Origin of the sequence: Pseudomonas gorinensis, from assembly GCF_042015035.1 — a bacterium.
In the GTDB taxonomy this organism is placed as follows: Bacteria; Pseudomonadota; Gammaproteobacteria; order Pseudomonadales; family Pseudomonadaceae; genus Aquipseudomonas; species Aquipseudomonas gorinensis.
Genome location: NZ_CP167125.1, coordinates 2,681,177 through 2,698,466, shown reverse-complemented (window position 1 = coordinate 2,698,466; position 17,290 = coordinate 2,681,177). Strand labels below are relative to the sequence as shown.

Genomic DNA, 17,290 nt, shown 5'->3' with positions numbered 1-17,290 from the left:
TCCGCACTCAGGCCTGCTTGGGCGGCGGGCCGCTGGGGAACCATTTTTCCCGGGACGTGAACAGGAACAACTGCGAGTTATCCGCCGACAACGGCGCCTGGCGCGCTTGCCAGGCGTCATCGTGCTTGTCCATGTCGGCGTCGTATTCGATGTGGCAGCCCAGCGGGCTGTTGAAGTACCAGAACCAGTTGGAGCCGAAGAGGTGACGGCCCGGCCCCCAGAAGCTGGTCCAGCCTTGCTGTTCGAAACGGCGCCCGGCCAGCAGCACTTCCGTGCCGCTGCCCATGTGAAAGGTGAAGTGCTCGCAACCCTTCATGTGCGGTGGCGTCTGGATCATGAACAGGCAATGGTGGTCATCGGAACCGGCTGGACGCATGAACGGGCCGGCGCCCACGAAGGTGTCGGTGGTCGTGAAGCCCAGGCGTTTGTAAAAGGCCTCGGCCTTGGCCGCATCCGGCACGAAATACACCACATGGGAAAGGGTACGTGGCAGGGCCTGCATGTCGGGGGTGATGCCCGGTTGGTTGACCGGACGCTGGGGGGCATGGCCCGGCGCATTGGTCAGGTCGGCTGGCGCGCTGTAGGGGCGCCGTACACTGATCTGGAAACCCAGGGCAAACCCCATATCGTCCACACTGTGCACCGAACCATCCGCGCCACGGGTCACCAGGCGATCGCGCCCCAACTCATCGGCGATTGCCTCAAGATCAGCGACGCTGGCCACGCCATAAATGGTTTCACGAATCGAGGGCGCTGGCCCGATGGCCGCCGGCAGACGGGCATCGTCAGCACGACGGATAATCACGGCCGTGCCGTCGAGGGCTTCAAAACGGCCGCCCTCGCTGTCGACATCGACAGGTTGCAGGCCATAGTCACGCAGGCAATGGGTACAGGCTTGAATGTCGTCGACGCCAAAAATCAAGGCATCAAGGCCAATGATGTTCATTGTTACCACTCCATTTGAATTATTCAGCACACGGGCCGGACAGCAATGCCTGGCAGTGCGCTGCTGATGCTGGTTGTGGAGTCGATAGAGCGTCACGGCCAACCGACTGTGGGCCGATACTGAAGTGGCAAAAACGTACTGACTAATCGCTTGTCGGGATGCGACCTATCGGCAAACGCAATACCTGGTCGCGCAGCACCCAATGACGGGGAAAAATCCAAAGACACAGGCCGACGCCCCTCGTCAGGGGGCTTGACGGCGCGATAGGAAGGCCGGAAGGTATTTACAAAATAAATACAAGAATCGAGACCGCCATGCGTTTTAACCACTTGGATCTCAACCTCCTGGTGGCGCTGGATGTGTTACTGGAAGAGCAGAACATCACACGCGCCGCCGAACGCCTGCACATGACCCAATCCGCCACCAGCGGCGTACTGGGCAGGCTGCGCCTCTACTTCGAAGACGAACTGCTGGCGCAGGTCGGGCGCAAGATGCAACCCACGCCCTACGCCCGCGAACTGGCGGCGCCCGTGCGCCAGGTACTGCTGACGATCCAGTCCTCGATCACCGCCAAACCGGTGTTCGACCCTGCCACCAGCAAGCGCCATTTTCGCCTGATCACGTCGGACTATCTGATCAGCGTTCTGTTTGCCCGGGTGATCCAGAAGATCTCCCTGGAAGCCCCGCACATTACCTTCGAACTGCTGGGCCCTGGCGATGCCTCCACCGAGCTGCTGATGCGCGGCGAGGCCGACATGATGATCGTGCCCGAGCGCTACCTGATCGAAGGCCACCCATCGCAACTGCTGTTCGAAGAAGAGCATGTTTGCGTGGTGTGGGACGGCAACACCCAAGTGGGCGACAGCATCACCCTCGATCAGTACATCGAGATGGGCCATGTCTCGGTGATTTTCGGCCGAAACCGGCAGTTGAGCGTCGAAGAATGGCTGATGAGCCAGTACGGTTTCACGCGGCGCATGGAAGTGGTGACCCACGACTTCAACACCTTGCCGCAGTTGATCGTCGGCACCCAACGCGTGGCCACCATGCTCCAGCGCATGGCCAGGCTCTATGCCGACTACCTGCCGCTGCGCATCGTGCAACCCCCGGTGAAGATCCCGGTGATGCGTGAGTTCATGCTATGGCACCGGACCATGGAGGGGGATCCGATGCACCGTTGGCTGCGGGCGAAGATCAGTCAAATCATCAACGAGTTGGAGCAGTAGTGGCTGCTTGAAGGGCGAGTAGAAACCCTCGGGTCGACGGCGCGCATACGTTCTATCTGCGTTCGCAATACCTCCCATCCTGACTCGCGATTAGCCAAACAATGGGCCTCCCCTTAGCCTGCTTCGAACCGCCAGGTCCGGCGATCACCGCTCAAGACCTGGCCGTCTGCCTTTGCTTGCACAAGGACAATTACCCTCATGTTTCGCTACTTCCCGACCAACTACGTATGGAATCTCTCCGTCGATCTGGCCATTGAAATGGGCGCCCGCATCGGCGAAATCGAAGAGATGTGTGCGCCACTGCAAGAAGCCGCCAAGCAGCCGGACGCCGCCGGCAGCAAGGCCTTCCGTGAAACCTGGGCGAACATGGCCGACAAGCTGTGCGGCCTGGCTGAAGAAGACGAAGCCAAAGGCCGAATGCTGTCAGCCGGCGAAAAATACAACCGCGCCGCCACCTATTACCTGAGCTGCGAACGCCTGCAGGCCCATGGTGCTCCTGGCCGCACGCAGCTGTACCAACGCTTTCTGCACACCTTCCAACGCGGTATCGAGCTGGCGCGAGAAAACTGCGAGCGCGTTGAGATCCCTTACGAAGGCAAACACCTTTCCGGTCTGCTGGTTCGTGCCGAAGGCGTCAGCGGCCCGGCGCCGATTCTGGTGCAGGTCAATGGACTGGATTCCACCAAAGAAATGAAATACCGCGTCGGCCTGCCCGCCTGGCTGGCCAAACGTGGCGTGTCGTCATTGATCATCGACCAACCCGGCACGGGCGAAGCACTGCGCCTGCATCACCTGACGGCGCGTTTCGACAGCGAGCATTGGGCCAGCCGCGTGGTGGACTGGCTGGAAACCCGCGACGACATCGACGCCAAACGTATTGGCCTGGAAGGCGTGTCGCTCGGCGGCTATTACTGCCCGCGCGCGGTCGCCTTCGAACCGCGCTTCGCTTGCGGCGTAGTGTGGGGGGCCAACCATGACTGGCGTGATGTGCAGAAGCGTCGCATGGAAAAGGAAGGCAGTTTCCCGGTGCCGCATTACTGGTCGCATGTGTCGTGGGTATGGGGCGCCAAGGATACGGACGAATTCATGACCATCGCAGAGAACGTCCATCTGGACGGCATCCTGGATCGCATCAAGGTGCCCTTCCTGGTCACCCACGGTGAAAAGGACTCGCAGATTCCGCTTAAGTGGGCACACCGAACCTATGAGCAACTGGTAAACAGTCCAAAACGCGAGCTGAAAATTTTCACCGAACGCGAAGGGGGTGTGCAGCATTCAAGTTTTGATAACAGCATCAATGCCGGTCAGTACATTGCCGACTGGGTGGCTGAAGTGCTCGGTGGTCATACCGCATGATGGGGGTCAAACGTACCAGGCCCTCGGCAAGTGTCGGCCTTGCCTGAAACTACAACTGCACGACTCGGCGATGTTATGCACAACGGGCCCGAGTCCTGTATTCAAATGTTCCAAGTGGGGCAAAGGCACAAAAAAAAAGCCACTCAGATGAGTGGCTTTTTTAAATTTTGGAGCGGGAAACGAGACTCGAACTCGCGACCCCGACCTTGGCAAGGTCGTGCTCTACCAACTGAGCTATTCCCGCGTCTTGGTGATGCGCATTCTATAGAATCCTCACCACCCGTCAACCCCTTGATTCAAAAAAGTTTTATTTCTTTTCAACGGTGGTACGCAGATGCGGCCAGGCAGCGCGTAAATACTGGAGCATGGACCACAACGTCAGGCCAGCGGCGATCAGGAGCAAGGCATAGCCCAGCAGCACCCAGAAGGTGAAATCCGACGGGTTGGCCAGCAGGATCACCAGTGCAAGCATCTGCGCGGCGGTTTTCCATTTGCCCATGTTCGAGACTGCCACATGGGCACGGGCACCAATTTCGGCCATCCATTCGCGCAGGGCCGAGACAACGATCTCGCGCCCGATGATTACGGCGGCCGGCAAGGTCAACCACAGGTTACCGTGCTCTTGCACCAGGAGGACCAAGGCCACGGCGACCATCAATTTGTCGGCCACCGGGTCGAGGAATGCGCCGAACGGCGTGCTCTGTTCCAGGCGGCGAGCCAGGTAGCCATCAAGCCAGTCGGTTGCGGCAGCAAAAGCAAATACCGAACTGGAGGCCATATAGCTCCACTCGTACGGCAAATAGAACAACAGAATGAAAATCGGAATAAGGAGAACGCGTAGAACGGTGATCAGATTAGGGATATTCATCGGCACAACTGGCTACGAGGTGAGAAGGCATTCTATTCGCTGTGCAGATTGGCATAAATCAACTCAGCGAGCTTTTTACTGATACCGGGAGCTTTGGCAATTTCGTCAATGCTGGCACGGGATAGCTCCTGCAAGCCACCAAAATGTTTAAGCAGATCGCGTCGGCGTGTCGGGCCAACCCCGGCAACCCCTTCCAGCGTTGAAGTTCGCCGGGTTTTACCGCGACGGGCACGATGGCCGGTAATGGCGAAACGATGCGCCTCGTCGCGGATCTGTTGGATCAGGTGCAGCGCGGGGGAGTCGCCCTTCAAGGTGAACTCATGGGCGGCATCATTCAAGTACAACGTCTCGAAACCAGCCTTGCGCGTGGTCCCCTTGGCCACGCCGAGCAGGATCAGGTCAGGCACCGCCAGTTCGTTAAGCACGTCACGGGCCATGGACAACTGGCCCTTGCCGCCATCGACCAGCAGGATATCGGGCAGTTTGCCCTCCCCGTCCTTCAACTTGCTGAAGCGGCGCGTGAGGGCCTGGTGCATCGCGGCGTAGTCGTCGCCAGCGGTGACGCCTTCGATGTTATAGCGCCGATAATCGGACTTGATCGGCCCCTCCGGCCCGAATACCACGCACGAGGCCACCGTCGCCTCGCCGCTGGAGTGGCTGATGTCATAGCACTCCAGGCGCTGGGGTGGCTCGTCCAGGTTGAGGACTTCGGCCAGGGCCTCGAAGCGTGCGGCCACGTGCTGTCGATTGGCCAGACGTGCCCCCAGGGCCTGCTCGGCATTGGTCACGGCCAGTTGCTGCCAGCGGGCACGGGTGCCGCGCACGCGGTGGCTGATGTCCAGCTCGCGACCACGCAGTTCGTGGATCGCCTCGATCAATGTGGGGAAATCTTCATGCACCACGTTGACGATCAATTCGGACGGCAAGTCGCGCTCGGGGCTGCTGACGTAGTACTGGCCAAGGAAGGCGGCCATGACTTCGGCCACTTCCTCGTCGATACCGGTCTGCGGGAAGAAGTTCTTGCTGCCCAGCACCCGCCCGCCACGCACGCTGATCAGGTGCACACAGGCGCCGCCCGGGTTGACGAAAGCCGCGACCACGTCGACGTCGCCGGTGCCGCCCTCCATGCTTTGCTGGTCCTGCACACGGCGCAACAGGGAGATCTGGTCACGCAGCTCGGCAGCGCGCTCGAAATCCAGGGTGCTGGCTGCCTGCTCCATGGCACCGGACAGTTCATCGGTCAGGGCATTGCTGCGACCTTCGAGGAACATCACCGAGTGACGTACATCTTCGGCGTACTCCGCCGGCTCCACCAGGCCCACACAGGGCGCCTTGCAGCGTTTGATCTGGTATTGCAGGCACGGCCGCGTACGGTTCTTGTAGAAGCTGTCTTCGCACTGGCGCACGAAAAAGGTCTTCTGCAGCAGGCTCAGGCTTTCGCGGATGGCGCCGGCGCTGGGGTAAGGGCCGAAGTACTTGCCCTTCTGCTTCTTCGCGCCACGATGAATGCTCAAGCGTGGGAAGTTACCGTCGGATAAAAACACGTAGGGGTAGGATTTATCGTCGCGCAGCAGGATGTTGTAAGGCGGCCGCCACTCCTTGATCAGCGTCTGTTCCAGCAGCAGCGCTTCGGTTTCATTGGCCGTGATGGTCGTCTCGACCTGGGCGATGCGCGCCACCAGGGCGGCCGTCTTGGGCGCCAGGCCGCTCTTGCGAAAGTAGCTCGCCAGGCGGTTTTTCAGGTTCTTGGCTTTGCCGACATAGAGCAGGCGTGCCTCGCTGTCGAACATGCGGTACACGCCGGGGCGACCACTGCAGGTTGAGAGGAAGGCACTTGGATCAAACGGTGTGGTCATGTCAGGCGCTGGCGTCCACCATGCCGTGGCGGACCGCGAGCAGGGTCAATTCAACATCACTGCTGATGGCGAGCTTCTCGAAAATCCGATAGCGGTAGGTATTGACGGTCTTTGGCGACAAGCACAGCTTGTCGGAGATTGTCTGTACTTTCTGGCAACCGACAATCATCAAGGCGATCTGGATTTCCCGCTCCGACAGCGCATCGAATGGCGAGTCGCTGGTGGGCTGGAAAGATTTGATGGCCAACTGCTGGGCAATCTGTGGGCTGATATAACGCTGGCCTGCAAACACCAGGCGAATGGCTTGCACCATCTCTGCCAGGCCCGCACCCTTGGTCAGGTAACCCGCCGCCCCTGCCTGCAAGAGGCGGGTCGGAAACGGGTCTTCCTCACATACGGTCACCACTACAACCTTGATGTCCGGGTGACTGCGCAACAACTTGGTGGTGGCGCCAAGACCGCCAATCCCAGGCATCTTCACGTCCATCAACACCACATCCGGCTTCAATTCCCGAGCCTTGATCAGGGACTCCTCCCCCGATTCAGCCTGGCCGACTACTTGCAGGCCATCGATGTCAGCCAGCATTCGTGTAATGCCTGTACGAACGAGATCATGGTCATCGACTACTAGCACCCTAATCAAGCAGACACCTCGCGATATGGTCTTATAGGTTGCCGAGCACCTTAGCAAAAACCAAGGCACAGACCTAGTTGCAAGTGTCATATATATAGAGTTTAAACGCGCTGCGCCTGTTCCTCGGGTGAGGAACAGCGTTGTTTCCTGGGCAAAAGGTCAGGAACCCTAGGGCAGCGGCTTGAGTTTATCGTTCACTATCGATGAAAGCTCGGCCAAGGTTGAGGTCAAGCGCCGGATCGCATCCTGGTCCTCCTTGAACATTGCCCGGTAGTTGCCCAGGACTTTTTCTTCGAGATGACTCAGGTTATCCAGTTGCGTCGGAGTAGGAGTGCCCGTCAACACGTACAGGATGTCCACACCTCTCGCTGCCACGCGCGACAAGTAATCCGCTTTCGGTGCGCGCCCTCCGTTTTCATACTTGCCTTGGGCGTTGGCCTCTACGCCTCCTATCTCACCAAAAACTTTTTGCGACAGGCCAAGCCGCTCTCTTTCTTGCCTTAAACGCGAACCGATTCCACTCATTTGGATGTATGATCCTAAATTGGCACACCCCAAGAGGTGATACGTTCATCCCTTGGTTAAACAAATTTGAACGGTTTTGAACTATGCCCGGAATCCGCACCGCTGCACAAGCCAAGGCTTGGCTTGAACACCAAGGTAAATCAGTTCAAGCATTCGCCCGGGAACACGGCGTGGACCCGGCAACCACGTATCAAGTGCTCGCTGGGCGCAAAAAGGGACGGCGTGGAGAGGCCCACAAGGTGGCAGTGCTGTTGGGCATGAAAGAAGGGATTATCCTGGATGAACCTGAAGTCCAGCACAGCGATAGAGAAGTAGTTTCCTGAAGCCAGTATGCGCTAATTCAAGTGCAGTGCCTGTTTTAGTCGAGAGTCTGACAAAGACGCTCCATTTGCCAGAAGCACTCTTCATCCCGGACGACATTCAATCCGTGCCGGAGATAAAGCAACCTGGCAGGATTGGTCTTGAACACCGTCAGACGCAGCAGCCTCAAACCCAACGCGCGAGTCTTGAGGACCATCTGCTCCAACACCCAACTGCCCGCGCCTTGCCCGCGAAACGCCTCGACCAGGTGTAACTCGCGGATGAACAGCGCCTCATCGTCCCGGCTCAGGCTGATAAAACCTATCACGGCATCGTCGCGACAGATCAACCAGCTTTCTCGTCCCGCCCAGGCTGTATCGAAGCCTTCATTGGACCAGATGAAACCGAATTGCTCGTAGTAACGATTCATCGCTTCACGGGTGAGCGTACGTGCAAACAGCCGGTCCTGATCCGTCGCCTCGCGCAAGTGGAATGTCATACCGTCACGCCCTCCCTTTTCAGATCGCCACCTGCCGTCCGGTCCAGCGCCCAGCCTCGCGACGCGCAATGACCAGTGCTTCGCCAGTGCCGGACGCCGCAGCAACCAGGCCATCGGCAGCCCAGATGGCACTTTGCCCGGCAGAGGTCCAGCCGCCCGTTGGGGCCCCATGGTTGGCCATCACTACCAGCATACGGTGCTCAGCCGCGTACCCCTGCAACAGAGTGGTATCGGCAGCATAGCCAGCCTCGCTGATCAACACGCCGGCGGCATACACGTTTGCTCCCGATTGCGCGGCATTGCGCGGATGACTTGAGTGGGAGAAATCTGCGCACACCGCCAGCGCAATCCGATCGTCTCCCCACGCCAACGCTGCACCGCCCTGTCCCGCAATGAATGCCACCTCTTCGCCGGGATGCAGATGCTGCTTGGTGTAGACCCCCAAGGAGCCATCCGCCCCCAGCACCAGGGCACCGATCAACACGCCTGTGCCTGGAGCCAATCGGATCGGCATGCCCACCACCGCCGTCAACCGCAGCTCTCGCGCCATTTCCCGCAGGGGCGCCAGCCGTGCGTCTTCAGGCGCTATGGCCAATTCATCCGCCAGGGACGGTTCATACCCGGTCAATGACAGCTCTGGGAACACCAGCAATTGCACGCCATGGCCGGCTGCCGCCCGCATGAACGCCAGGTGCCGCTGAAGATTGGCCGGCACATCGCCCGCGATGGAAGTTGTTTGGGCTGCTGCAAGGGTCAAGGCAGTCATGGTCGCGTCCCCGCAATCATTATCGAAGTGCGACCAGCATATCGGCACTCCCCCCATAGTCGTAAGTACCTCCACGTAATAGAAATTACTGATTGAATCCAACCGCAAGCCTCTAGTAAGCTCCCCCCATCATTTGGAGACATACCATGTTGCAACTCACCCAAACCCAGGTTTGCCCTGCTTCCAGCGCCCCGCGCTCGGTCGTGGCTACCCGCGTTAACGGTTTGAGCGCACTGGTCAGCTTTTATTTTGGGTATTGGTTTAGCCACTGGCGCGCCTGATACCTGAAATCGGCGCCCACTACTCAAGGGGTCGCCTACCAGAGAAATCTAACCCCCGGTCGGCTCCCCGACCGGGGGTTTTGTTTTTTCAGGCCGCCACTTTTTTTGATTGATCAAGAACACTTAAAGGAATCACGTCATGAACTACGCCACTTATTACCGCTACGACACTTCCACTGCATGGCGATTTAGCAAGCTCCGCTCGGGACAGCCTGCCGCCTCCGATCGGTCACCTATTGGTGGCAAGCCAACTCACGTAGCCAATACGGCCAATTGTCGAACACCCCAGTAGGGCCAAGCGTGCGGGAACAGCCCGCCGCTTGCCCAGGAAGCCTTGAATATGAACTCCTCCGTCGCCGCTCTGCCCCTCTCTGCCCTGAACAGCGCCTTGACCAGCGCCAATGAAGCCCTGACCCAGCGCTTGCCCAGCGCGCTTGAGCTCAAGCACCAGTTGCCCCTCAGCCCGTTCCTCGACCAGCAGATCCACGCCCATCGCCAAGCCGTGCGTGCCATCCTCAATGGCGACGACTCTCGCTTGCTGGTGATTGTCGGCCCCTGCTCGATCCACGACCCGAAATCGGCCATGGAATACGCGCGCAACCTGAAGAGGCTGGCCCTGGATGTCAGCGACCAGATGCTGCTGGTGATCCGCGCCTACGTCGAAAAACCGCGCACCACTATCGGCTGGAAAGGCCTGGCCTACGATCCCCACCTGGATGGCAGCGACGACATGGCCGCTGGCCTGACCCTGTCCCGCGAGCTGATGCGCGAAATGCTGCGCCTGGGCCTGCCGGTTGCCACCGAGCTGCTGCAACCCATGGCCGCCGGCTACTTCGACGACCTGCTCAGTTGGGTCGCCATTGGCGCGCGCACCACCGAATCGCAGATCCACCGCGAAATGGCCAGCGGCCTGGGCCTGCCCGTGGGCTTCAAGAACGGTACCGACGGCGGCGTCGCGATTGCCTGTGACGCGATGCGCTCGGCCTCCCACCCGCATCGACACTTCGGCGTCGACAGCCAGGGCCACCCGGCGATCATCCAGACCTCGGGCAACCCCGACACCCATCTGGTGCTGCGCGGCGGTCACCGTGGGCCGAATTACGACGCGCAGAGTGTGGCCCAGGTGAAACTCGACCTGGCCAAGGCCAAGGTGGCCGCGCGGATCATGGTCGATTGCAGCCATGCCAACAGCGGCAAAGACCCGCTGCGTCAGCCGGCGGTGTTCAATGATGTGCTGGAGCAACGCCTGCAAGGGGATACCGCTCTGATCGGCATGATGCTGGAAAGTCATCTGTTCGAAGGCTGCCAGCCGTTGAGCACATCGATGAACTATGGCGTGTCGGTGACCGATGGTTGCCTGGGGTGGGATAGCACCGAGCAGTTGCTGCGCAATGCGGCAGAGCGTTTGCGGGAACACCGCGCAGCCCACTGACGGGCATCTGGGAGGGGACAGGCCCCCTCCCCCATCGGAGGGATGTTCGGTTCAGGACAGGGGGTGCAGCGCTTCGTCGAACTGCTCAAGTTTCGGGAACACCAGGGGCTGCTCATCCGCCAGCCCTTGCAGCCGCTGCTCGTACCCCATCAGAAAATCCTGCCGCGCTTGCGTGCTGATATACGGCACATGCCATGCCACAAACGGCGCCAGCACCTCAAACCCCACATACGCCAGCGTCCCGCGCAGAATCGGGCGCAACATCTCCTCCAACGGACCATGAATCGCCCCCTCGCCGAACATATGCTCGCGCCCACCCAAGGTTACCGTGACCAGTGCCCGCTTGCCCGCCAGCCCACCCTGATCGTAAAAGCGCTTACCGCCGTAACACACCCCCGACACCAGCACCCGGTCGATCCACCCCTTGATCATCGCCGGTGCCGAGAACCAGAAGATCGGAAAATTAAGGATCAACAGATCGGCCCACAGCAACTTATCCAGCTCGCCCTGGATATCCGCCGCTATCGACTGCTTTTTCACCCCCAGGCGCTGCTCCAGGGCGTACACCAGGTAGTCGGGATTCTCTCGGGTGGAAAAATCCGACGCCGATGCCACCGGGTTCCAGTTCATGGCGTACAAATCGCTGACCTGCACCGCATGCCCCAGTCCTTGCAGCGTGGCGATGGCCTGGTCGCGCAACGCGGCGGTAAACGACTGCGGCTCCGGATGGGCATGCACAATCAAAACTTTCATGTCAGTTCCTCAAGCAGTGTGCGCCGCCCGTTGGGCCAGTCAAACCGCTCGGCCACGACGCTGGGTCTGAGGATGTCCCGTAGGTGCATGGCTTGAGTCATGTGGTGTTCGCCCATGGTCTTGCTCCTCTGAAGGTCAACAGGCACAGGCATGTTTCAGCTCGATCAAGGTCACGCCATTGCGCTTGAAGCCGTTGCGCAAGTCCGTTTGCAGTTCATCCAGGTTCTGTGGCTGGTTCACCGTGCAGCCGAATGCCTGGCCGAGCAGCGCGAAATTCGGATTGCGCGGCAGCACGCCGATAGGTTCGATCTCCAGGCTCAGCATGTCATCGCGGATCTGGCCAAGGGCGTCGTTGTTCCACAGCAGTACCACCAGCGGGCTGTCCAGTTCCTCGACGGCGGTCGCCAGTTCCTGGGCGGTGTAGAGAAAACCGCCGTCGCCCACCAGCACCAACCCCGGGCGTTGCGGCGCGGCGAACTTGGCACCGATGCCCGCCGGCAGGCCATAGCCCAGCGTGCCGTAGCCAGTGGGGTGCAGCCAGCTGCGCGGCGCGCGGCTTTGGAAGGCATAGTTGCCGGTATAGGCCAGTTGGGTCATGTCGCTGCTGATGAAGGCGTTGACGGGCAACTCGGCGTGGATACGCTCGAAAATGGCCTGGTGGATCGACTGCAATGGACCGTGCCCCCGCGCTATTGCCTGCTGCAACGTCGCGACGTGTGATGCCGCCGCGTCAGCGTCGCGCGGTGCAGACGGCAGGCGTTCCAGCAAGGCCCGTAAGGTCTGCTCGGCGTCGCCGTTAAGCGCCACCGCACAGGGGTAGACATCATTGAATTTGCGCGGGTCGATATCCACCCGCAGCAGCTCGCCCTTGAGCGGCAAACGCTCGCACCAATAATCGGTGTCGGCCATCTCGGTGCCGACTGCCAGCACCACATCCGCCTCGCTGATCAGTTGCCAGCCCGGCGCCACGCAAAGGGTCGCACCGGCATTCAACGGGTCATCGATCGGCAACAGGCCTTTACCCGCGACACTGGTGAAAAACGGTGCCGCCAGCACTGTGCTCAAGCGCCGCAACACCGCACCGGCCGCCAGCGCGCCACCGCCGGCAATGATCATCGGGCGCCTGGCCGCAGAGAGTTTCGCCGCCGCCTGATCCAGGCAGTGCGCCGCAGGCAGGCCGCGCCCGGGACGCCGCACCACCTCATGGCTCCAGTCCCTTTGAATGGGCGCCGCCAACACATCCAGTGGTACCGAGATATGCACCGGCCGTGGCCGCTCACTGTCGAACACGGCATAGGCACGGGCGATCAATTCGGGCAAGTCCTCGGCATTCAAGGCCACCGCTGAAAACGCAGTGATCGGCGCAGTGATCGCCCGCTGGTCCTGGGTCTCATGCAAGCTGCCCCAGCCCTTGCCCAGGCTGGCGGTGTGGTTGACGCTGGAAATCACCAGCATCGGGATCGAGTCCGCGTAAGCCTGGCCGATGGCCGTTGCCGCATTGGTCACGCCGGGCCCGGTGATCACAAAGCACACCCCCGGCTTGCCGCTGACCCGCGCATAACCGTCGGCCATAAAGCCTGCGCCCTGTTCGTGGCGAGCCAACACGTGGCGAATGCCGCTGCCAGGCAACCCGCGATACAGCTCCAGGGTGTGCACGCCGGGAATGCCGAACACCGTGTCGACCGCATAGTGGGCCAGCAATCGCACCAGGGCTTGGCCGCCGGTCATCGTTTTATCGTGCATGCTCATCTCCTAAACGAATCAACGCATCGACCGCCGTGGCGCCCTGGGCATTGACCAGTAATGGGTTTACATCCAGTTCCAGCAATTGCCCGGCGTTGGCGCATGCGTAGTCGGCCACTGCACGGATGGCGGCGACCAACGCGTCCATATCCGCCACCTCGCGCCCGCGAAAGCCTTGCAGCAAGACAGCGCTGCGCAAGCTGAGCACAGCATGGCGGATCGCATCATCCGTGGTGGGCAGCAGCAGGCTGCGGCTGTCTTTGAGCAATTCCACCAGGACGCCCCCGGCGCCAATCACCAGGGCCAGGCCGAAGTCATTCTCGCGCTTGATGCCGACGATCAACTCGGCCAACGGCGGCGGCGCCATGGATTCCAGCAACAATTGATCGAAGACCACACCCGGTGCGTACGCGGCAATGTGCGTGCGCATCTGCTCAAGCGCAGTCGCCAGGGCCTCGCCGTTTTGCAGGTTCAGCGCCACGGCCCCGGCTTCGGTTTTATGCGGTAACTGAGCGCTGACCGCTTTGAGCACCAGCGGGTAGCCCAACAGGCTCGCATCGGCCAGTGCCCGCCCCGGTGTACTCAAAACCGCGGCCGGGGTGTTCAAGCCGAAAACCCGCAAGGCTTGCTTGGACGCCCACTCATCCAGCGCCAGGCCCTGGCCTTGCAAAGGGAGGGGGCACAGCGGAGCGAGGCGGGATTCGCCCCGCGCCAGCAAGATGCGCCGCTGATGTTGATACCCAGCGATCCGTCCCCAGGCTGCGAGTGCGTCCTCCACACCTTGCAACGCAGCAATGCCTTGGGCATGCAAACGCTCACGGGCATGGAGCGGCAGCAATTCGGGAAAAGCCGAAGTGACGAAACCGGTCTTGCCGTGCCGACTGAGCGCATTGCAGAACAGCTCGAGCAACAGGTCGCATTCCTGGCGCTCACCGGTGAATTCAGCCGGGTAGTCCAGTACCAGCATCGCAGCATCGGCGTCGGTACGCAGGACCGTGTCGAGCATGCTGTTGAGTGCCGTGCTATCGCCCCAGATGGCAGTGGTGAAGTCCAATGGGTTGACCAGGTTGGCGTAGCTGGGCAACACCTGCGCCAGTTCACCGCGCTGGTTTTCATCCAGTTTGGGCAAGGCCAGGCGGTTGCGCTCGGCATAGTCTGCGATCAGCCCGGCATCGCCCCCGGAACAGGCCAGCGCAATCAGGCGATGGCCGCCCGGTAGATTGCCGCACGCTGCCGCCTTCAACGTCTCGACAAAACTCACCGGGCCACTGACCCGGATCACGCCCAGCCGCGCAAACAGGCTGTCGTACAACACATCGGAGCCGGACAACGAACTGGTATGACTCAACGCCAGCTCGGCACCGATCTGCGACACGCCGGTTTTCAACGCGATAATCGGAATACCCTTCTCCAGCGCCTTATGCGCGGCGCGGGCAAACCCCGGCACATTCTTCAAACCTTCCAGGTGCAGGCCGATGGCAGTAACGCGTGGTTCATCGAGCAACACATCCATCAGTTCGGCAACGCCCAGCTGCGCCTGGTTACCCACCGAAGCCATATAGGCCACCGGTAACGAGCGATCGCTCATCGACAGGTTATAGGCGAAGTTGCCGCTCTGGGTCAGCACCGCCACGCCCTTCTCGACGGCCTTGCCGCCATGGGCCACCGGCCACAGCGCCGAGCGGTGCAGGTAGTCGAGCAGGCCGTAGCAGTTGGGCCCCAGCAAGGCCATCTGCCCCGCCGCCGCCAGCAACTGCTGCTGTAACGCCGCGCCACTGGCACCGGTTTCGGCAAAGCCAGAGGCATAGCAGATGGCGCCGCCCGTGCCGATAGCCGCCAGCTCGGCGACGCAGGTCAACGTCAGCTCACGGTGGGTGGCGATAAATACCGCGTCCGGGCCGCACGGCAGGTCGGCGACGCGGCGCACACAGGGAATACCCTCGAGGTGGTCATGCTGCGGATTGACCAGCCACATCGGCCCGGTAAAGCCACCCTCGGCACAACGCTTGAGGGCACGGGCCATGCTGCGCCCGCCGACGAACGCCAGGTGCCGGGGCGCCAGCAGGCGCTTGAGATTGTCGCGAATAGCCTGGGACATGAGCGTTCTCCGCGCCGATCAACGCAACAGGGGCCGCAACAGTTCGCGGGCGATGATATGGCGCTGGATTTCCGAAGTGCCTTCCCAGATCCGTTCGATCCGCGCGTTGCGCCAGATACGCTCCACCGGGCCTTCATCCATCAAGCCCATGCCACCGAAAATCTGCACAGCTTCGTCAGCGACCTTACCCAGGGTTTCGCTGGCAAACAGCTTGGCCATGCCGGCCTCGCCGTCGGTCATGCTGCCCTGATCCATCTTCCAGGCGGTGTGCAGGGTCAGCAATTCGGCAGCGCGAATCTGCGTGGCCATGTCGGCCAACTTGAAACTCACCCCCTGATAGGTGCCGATGGGCTGGCCAAACTGTTTGCGGTCCGCCGCCCATTGCAGGGATACATCCAGCGCGCGCTGGGCCTGGCCGACGCAATTGGCGGCGACCATTACGCGGCCGGCGGTGAGCCAGGCGTTGGCCACGTCCCAGCCTTTGCCCACGTCGCCAAGCACCTTGGAGGCCGGGACCCGGCAGTCGTCGAAGAACATTTCATAGGTGTGGTAACCACGGTTGCTCACGCACTTGGGGCCCCGGCGGATGGTCATGCCTGGGGTACCCCGGTCCACCAGGAACGAAGTCACCGCATTGCGCTGGCGACCGTTGTGTTCATAGGTGTCGGTGACGGCAAACACAATGGCGAAGTCGGCATGGCCGGCATGGCTGATGAAGTGCTTGCTGCCATTGATCACGAAGTCATCGCCACTGCGCACGGCGCGGGTCCTGATGGCGTTGGCATCCGAGCCGGCACCCGGTTCGGTCAGGGCAAAGCAGTCGATTTTCTTGCCTTGCACGCATGGCAACAGGTAGTCGCCAATCTGCGCGCCGGTGCAAGCCATCAGGATCTTGGACGGGCGCGCGACAAACACATGCAGCGCCCACGAGACCTTGGACAACTCCCGCTCGATCAACGCCTGGGACAGGTAATCCAGGCCACCGCCCCCCACCTCTTCCGGCATGTTGAACGCGTAGAAACCCGCGGCGATGGCGGTGTCGCGAATCTGCGCGGCGAGTTCCGGGGGAACCGCGTCGGCACGGTCTACCGCCTCCTCGTGAGGCAATAACTCCCTGGCAACAAAACTGCGTACCGCGTCCACCAACATGTCTTGTTCTTGGCTGAGTTGGAAATTCATGGCGCTACCTGTTCGGGGTCTTGTTATTGGCCGCAGAAGTTCGCCGGGCGTTTTTCCAGGGAGGCGCGCAAGGCTTCGGCACCATCGACACTGCGCCCACACAACAGGCCTGCCGCGCGTTCTGCCTGGAGTTGCTCGGGCAGGCTGCGGTGGGCGCCCTCACGGATCAACGTCTTGGTCAGGGCGAAGGCGAGGGTCGGGCCGTTGGCCAGACGCGTCGCCAGATCGAGGGTGCGGGCGTGCAGTTGATCGTCAGCGACCACTTCGCCCACCAGCCCTGCCCCCAGGGCGCGATCGGCGCTCCACAGCTCGTCGAGGAACAGCAGCCGCTTGGCTTGTTCGTTGCCAATCAGGCGCGGCAAGTGCCAGCTGGCACCGGCGTCCGGGGAGTAGGCCATGCTGGTGTAACCGGCCTTGAAGCGCGCCGCTTGGCCGGCGATGCGCAGGTCGCAACACAGGGTCAGGTCCATGCCGGCGCCGACGGCGGTGCCGTTGATCGCGGCAATCGTAGGTTTGTCGAGGGTGTACAGGCGGGTCATCAGGGCGTGAGCGGTTTCGGTCCAACCGTAGGTTTCCAGGGCGCCACGAGCATCTGCCTCGGCCCATTCGGCGAGGTCGGCGCCGGCGCAGAAGCTGCGACCGCTGCCGGTCAATACCACCGCGCGCACAGCCGGGTCGCGGTTGAAGCCGTCGAGCAAGGCCTGCAGGTATTTGAGCGTGGGGATATCCAATGCATTGCGCTGGGGACCCCGATTAAGGGTGATCCAGGCAATGCCGGCTTGTACTTGGGTGAGCACGGGCGCGTCGGCAGTCATGGCTTCCTCGAAT

At 61.2% G+C, this 17,290-nt stretch carries 16 protein-coding genes and 1 tRNA gene; 4 read left to right on the top strand and 13 right to left on the bottom strand.

The annotated features are described in order from the left end of the window. Nucleotides 1-7 precede the first annotated feature (7 nt). Nucleotides 8-946 (bottom strand): VOC family protein, encoded by a 939-nt coding sequence (locus AB7933_RS12475; RefSeq protein WP_024074545.1) that lies wholly within the window; start codon nucleotides 944-946, stop codon nucleotides 8-10. 314 nt (nucleotides 947-1,260) lie between these two features. Here AB7933_RS12475 and AB7933_RS12470 point away from each other — a divergent pair, with 314 nt between their 5' ends. Both AB7933_RS12470 and AB7933_RS12465 read left to right on the top strand, forming a co-directional pair. Further along, nucleotides 1,261-2,172 (top strand): LysR family transcriptional regulator, encoded by a 912-nt coding sequence (locus AB7933_RS12470; RefSeq protein WP_024074544.1) that lies wholly within the window; start codon nucleotides 1,261-1,263, stop codon nucleotides 2,170-2,172. A gap of 198 nt (nucleotides 2,173-2,370) precedes the next feature. Continuing rightward, nucleotides 2,371-3,528, top strand: coding sequence for an alpha/beta hydrolase family protein (locus AB7933_RS12465; RefSeq protein ID WP_024074543.1), 1,158 nt, complete (start codon nucleotides 2,371-2,373; stop codon nucleotides 3,526-3,528). Nucleotides 3,529-3,696: 168 nt separating this feature from the next. Here AB7933_RS12465 and AB7933_RS12460 read toward each other — a convergent pair. The 5 genes from AB7933_RS12460 to AB7933_RS12440 all read right to left on the bottom strand — a co-directional run bounded on the left by AB7933_RS12460 (nucleotide 3,697) and on the right by AB7933_RS12440 (nucleotide 7,411). After that, nucleotides 3,697-3,772: transfer RNA gene (locus AB7933_RS12460), tRNA-Gly, on the bottom strand. A gap of 63 nt (nucleotides 3,773-3,835) precedes the next feature. Continuing rightward, a complete protein-coding gene (pgsA, locus tag AB7933_RS12455) occupies nucleotides 3,836-4,396 on the bottom strand; it encodes a CDP-diacylglycerol--glycerol-3-phosphate 3-phosphatidyltransferase (RefSeq protein WP_012723427.1) in 561 nt (186 codons plus the stop codon). A gap of 32 nt (nucleotides 4,397-4,428) precedes the next feature. Next, nucleotides 4,429-6,252, bottom strand: a complete 1,824-nt coding sequence (gene uvrC, locus AB7933_RS12450) for an excinuclease ABC subunit UvrC (RefSeq protein WP_024074542.1) — start codon at nucleotides 6,250-6,252, stop codon at nucleotides 4,429-4,431. 1 nt (nucleotide 6,253) lies between these two features. Then, nucleotides 6,254-6,895 carry a response regulator transcription factor GacA gene (gene gacA / locus AB7933_RS12445; protein WP_003190387.1) on the bottom strand — a complete coding sequence of 214 codons (642 nt, stop codon included), beginning with the start codon at nucleotides 6,893-6,895 and terminating at the stop codon, nucleotides 6,254-6,256. A gap of 159 nt (nucleotides 6,896-7,054) precedes the next feature. Beyond that, a complete protein-coding gene (locus AB7933_RS12440) occupies nucleotides 7,055-7,411 on the bottom strand; it encodes a helix-turn-helix domain-containing protein (RefSeq protein WP_024074541.1) in 357 nt (118 codons plus the stop codon). Between the two features lie 83 nt (nucleotides 7,412-7,494). On the opposite strand from AB7933_RS12440, the gene AB7933_RS12435 reads away from it, so the two are divergent. Beyond that, a complete protein-coding gene (locus AB7933_RS12435) occupies nucleotides 7,495-7,734 on the top strand; it encodes a DNA-binding protein (protein ID WP_024074540.1) in 240 nt (79 codons plus the stop codon). Nucleotides 7,735-7,769: 35 nt separating this feature from the next. On the opposite strand, the gene AB7933_RS12430 is transcribed toward AB7933_RS12435, so the two are convergent. Both AB7933_RS12430 and AB7933_RS12425 read right to left on the bottom strand, forming a co-directional pair. After that, nucleotides 7,770-8,210 (bottom strand): GNAT family N-acetyltransferase, encoded by a 441-nt coding sequence (locus tag AB7933_RS12430; protein ID WP_024074539.1) that lies wholly within the window; start codon nucleotides 8,208-8,210, stop codon nucleotides 7,770-7,772. A 19-nt stretch (nucleotides 8,211-8,229) separates the two neighbouring features. After that, complete coding sequence (locus tag AB7933_RS12425; protein ID WP_024074538.1) at nucleotides 8,230-8,976, bottom strand: carbon-nitrogen hydrolase family protein; 747 nt, start codon at nucleotides 8,974-8,976, stop codon at nucleotides 8,230-8,232. 621 nt (nucleotides 8,977-9,597) lie between these two features. Here AB7933_RS12425 and AB7933_RS12420 point away from each other — a divergent pair. Continuing rightward, nucleotides 9,598-10,689: a 3-deoxy-7-phosphoheptulonate synthase gene (locus AB7933_RS12420; protein ID WP_024074537.1), complete on the top strand. Its 1,092-nt coding sequence runs from the start codon at nucleotides 9,598-9,600 to the stop codon at nucleotides 10,687-10,689. 51 nt (nucleotides 10,690-10,740) lie between these two features. Here AB7933_RS12420 and AB7933_RS12415 read toward each other — a convergent pair whose 3' ends face one another. The 5 genes from AB7933_RS12415 to AB7933_RS12395 all read right to left on the bottom strand — a co-directional run bounded on the left by AB7933_RS12415 (nucleotide 10,741) and on the right by AB7933_RS12395 (nucleotide 17,277). Further along, nucleotides 10,741-11,442 carry an NAD(P)H-dependent oxidoreductase gene (locus AB7933_RS12415; protein WP_024074536.1) on the bottom strand — a complete coding sequence of 234 codons (702 nt, stop codon included), beginning with the start codon at nucleotides 11,440-11,442 and terminating at the stop codon, nucleotides 10,741-10,743. A gap of 135 nt (nucleotides 11,443-11,577) precedes the next feature. Next, a complete protein-coding gene (locus tag AB7933_RS12410; protein WP_024074534.1) occupies nucleotides 11,578-13,185 on the bottom strand; it encodes a 5-guanidino-2-oxopentanoate decarboxylase in 1,608 nt (535 codons plus the stop codon). Then, on the bottom strand, nucleotides 13,175-15,283 hold the full coding sequence (locus AB7933_RS12405) for an acetate--CoA ligase family protein (protein ID WP_024074533.1): 2,109 nt from the start codon (nucleotides 15,281-15,283) through the stop codon (nucleotides 13,175-13,177). Before AB7933_RS12405 ends, AB7933_RS12410 begins: the two co-directional genes overlap by 11 nt. A gap of 18 nt (nucleotides 15,284-15,301) precedes the next feature. Then, the gene (locus tag AB7933_RS12400) at nucleotides 15,302-16,462 is read right to left on the bottom strand and encodes an acyl-CoA dehydrogenase family protein (RefSeq protein ID WP_024074532.1); all 1,161 of its coding nucleotides are present in this window, start codon (nucleotides 16,460-16,462) and stop codon (nucleotides 15,302-15,304) included. Nucleotides 16,463-16,485: 23 nt separating this feature from the next. After that, nucleotides 16,486-17,277 carry an enoyl-CoA hydratase/isomerase family protein gene (locus AB7933_RS12395; protein ID WP_024074531.1) on the bottom strand — a complete coding sequence of 264 codons (792 nt, stop codon included), beginning with the start codon at nucleotides 17,275-17,277 and terminating at the stop codon, nucleotides 16,486-16,488. Between the last annotated feature and the right edge of the window lie 13 nt (nucleotides 17,278-17,290).

Excerpts from the sequence above, each read along its gene's own strand:
- AB7933_RS12435 (WP_024074540.1), top strand. The coding sequence starts at position 7,495 with ATGCCCGGAATCCGCACCGCTGCACAAGCCAAGGCTTGGCTTGAACAC.
- AB7933_RS12425 (WP_024074538.1), bottom strand. The coding sequence starts at position 8,976 with ATGACTGCCTTGACCCTTGCAGCAGCCCAAACAACTTCCATCGCGGGC.
- pgsA (WP_012723427.1), bottom strand. The coding sequence starts at position 4,396 with ATGAATATCCCTAATCTGATCACCGTTCTACGCGTTCTCCTTATTCCG.
- AB7933_RS12465 (WP_024074543.1), top strand. The coding sequence starts at position 2,371 with ATGTTTCGCTACTTCCCGACCAACTACGTATGGAATCTCTCCGTCGAT.
- AB7933_RS12420 (WP_024074537.1), top strand. The coding sequence starts at position 9,598 with ATGAACTCCTCCGTCGCCGCTCTGCCCCTCTCTGCCCTGAACAGCGCC.
- AB7933_RS12430 (WP_024074539.1), bottom strand. The coding sequence starts at position 8,210 with ATGACATTCCACTTGCGCGAGGCGACGGATCAGGACCGGCTGTTTGCA.
- AB7933_RS12440 (WP_024074541.1), bottom strand. The coding sequence starts at position 7,411 with ATGAGTGGAATCGGTTCGCGTTTAAGGCAAGAAAGAGAGCGGCTTGGC.
- AB7933_RS12410 (WP_024074534.1), bottom strand. The coding sequence starts at position 13,185 with ATGCACGATAAAACGATGACCGGCGGCCAAGCCCTGGTGCGATTGCTG.
- AB7933_RS12405 (WP_024074533.1), bottom strand. The coding sequence starts at position 15,283 with ATGTCCCAGGCTATTCGCGACAATCTCAAGCGCCTGCTGGCGCCCCGG.
- AB7933_RS12475 (WP_024074545.1), bottom strand. The coding sequence starts at position 946 with ATGAACATCATTGGCCTTGATGCCTTGATTTTTGGCGTCGACGACATT.
- uvrC (WP_024074542.1), bottom strand. The coding sequence starts at position 6,252 with ATGACCACACCGTTTGATCCAAGTGCCTTCCTCTCAACCTGCAGTGGT.
- AB7933_RS12415 (WP_024074536.1), bottom strand. The coding sequence starts at position 11,442 with ATGAAAGTTTTGATTGTGCATGCCCATCCGGAGCCGCAGTCGTTTACC.
- AB7933_RS12400 (WP_024074532.1), bottom strand. The coding sequence starts at position 16,462 with ATGAATTTCCAACTCAGCCAAGAACAAGACATGTTGGTGGACGCGGTA.
- AB7933_RS12470 (WP_024074544.1), top strand. The coding sequence starts at position 1,261 with ATGCGTTTTAACCACTTGGATCTCAACCTCCTGGTGGCGCTGGATGTG.
- AB7933_RS12395 (WP_024074531.1), bottom strand. The coding sequence starts at position 17,277 with ATGACTGCCGACGCGCCCGTGCTCACCCAAGTACAAGCCGGCATTGCC.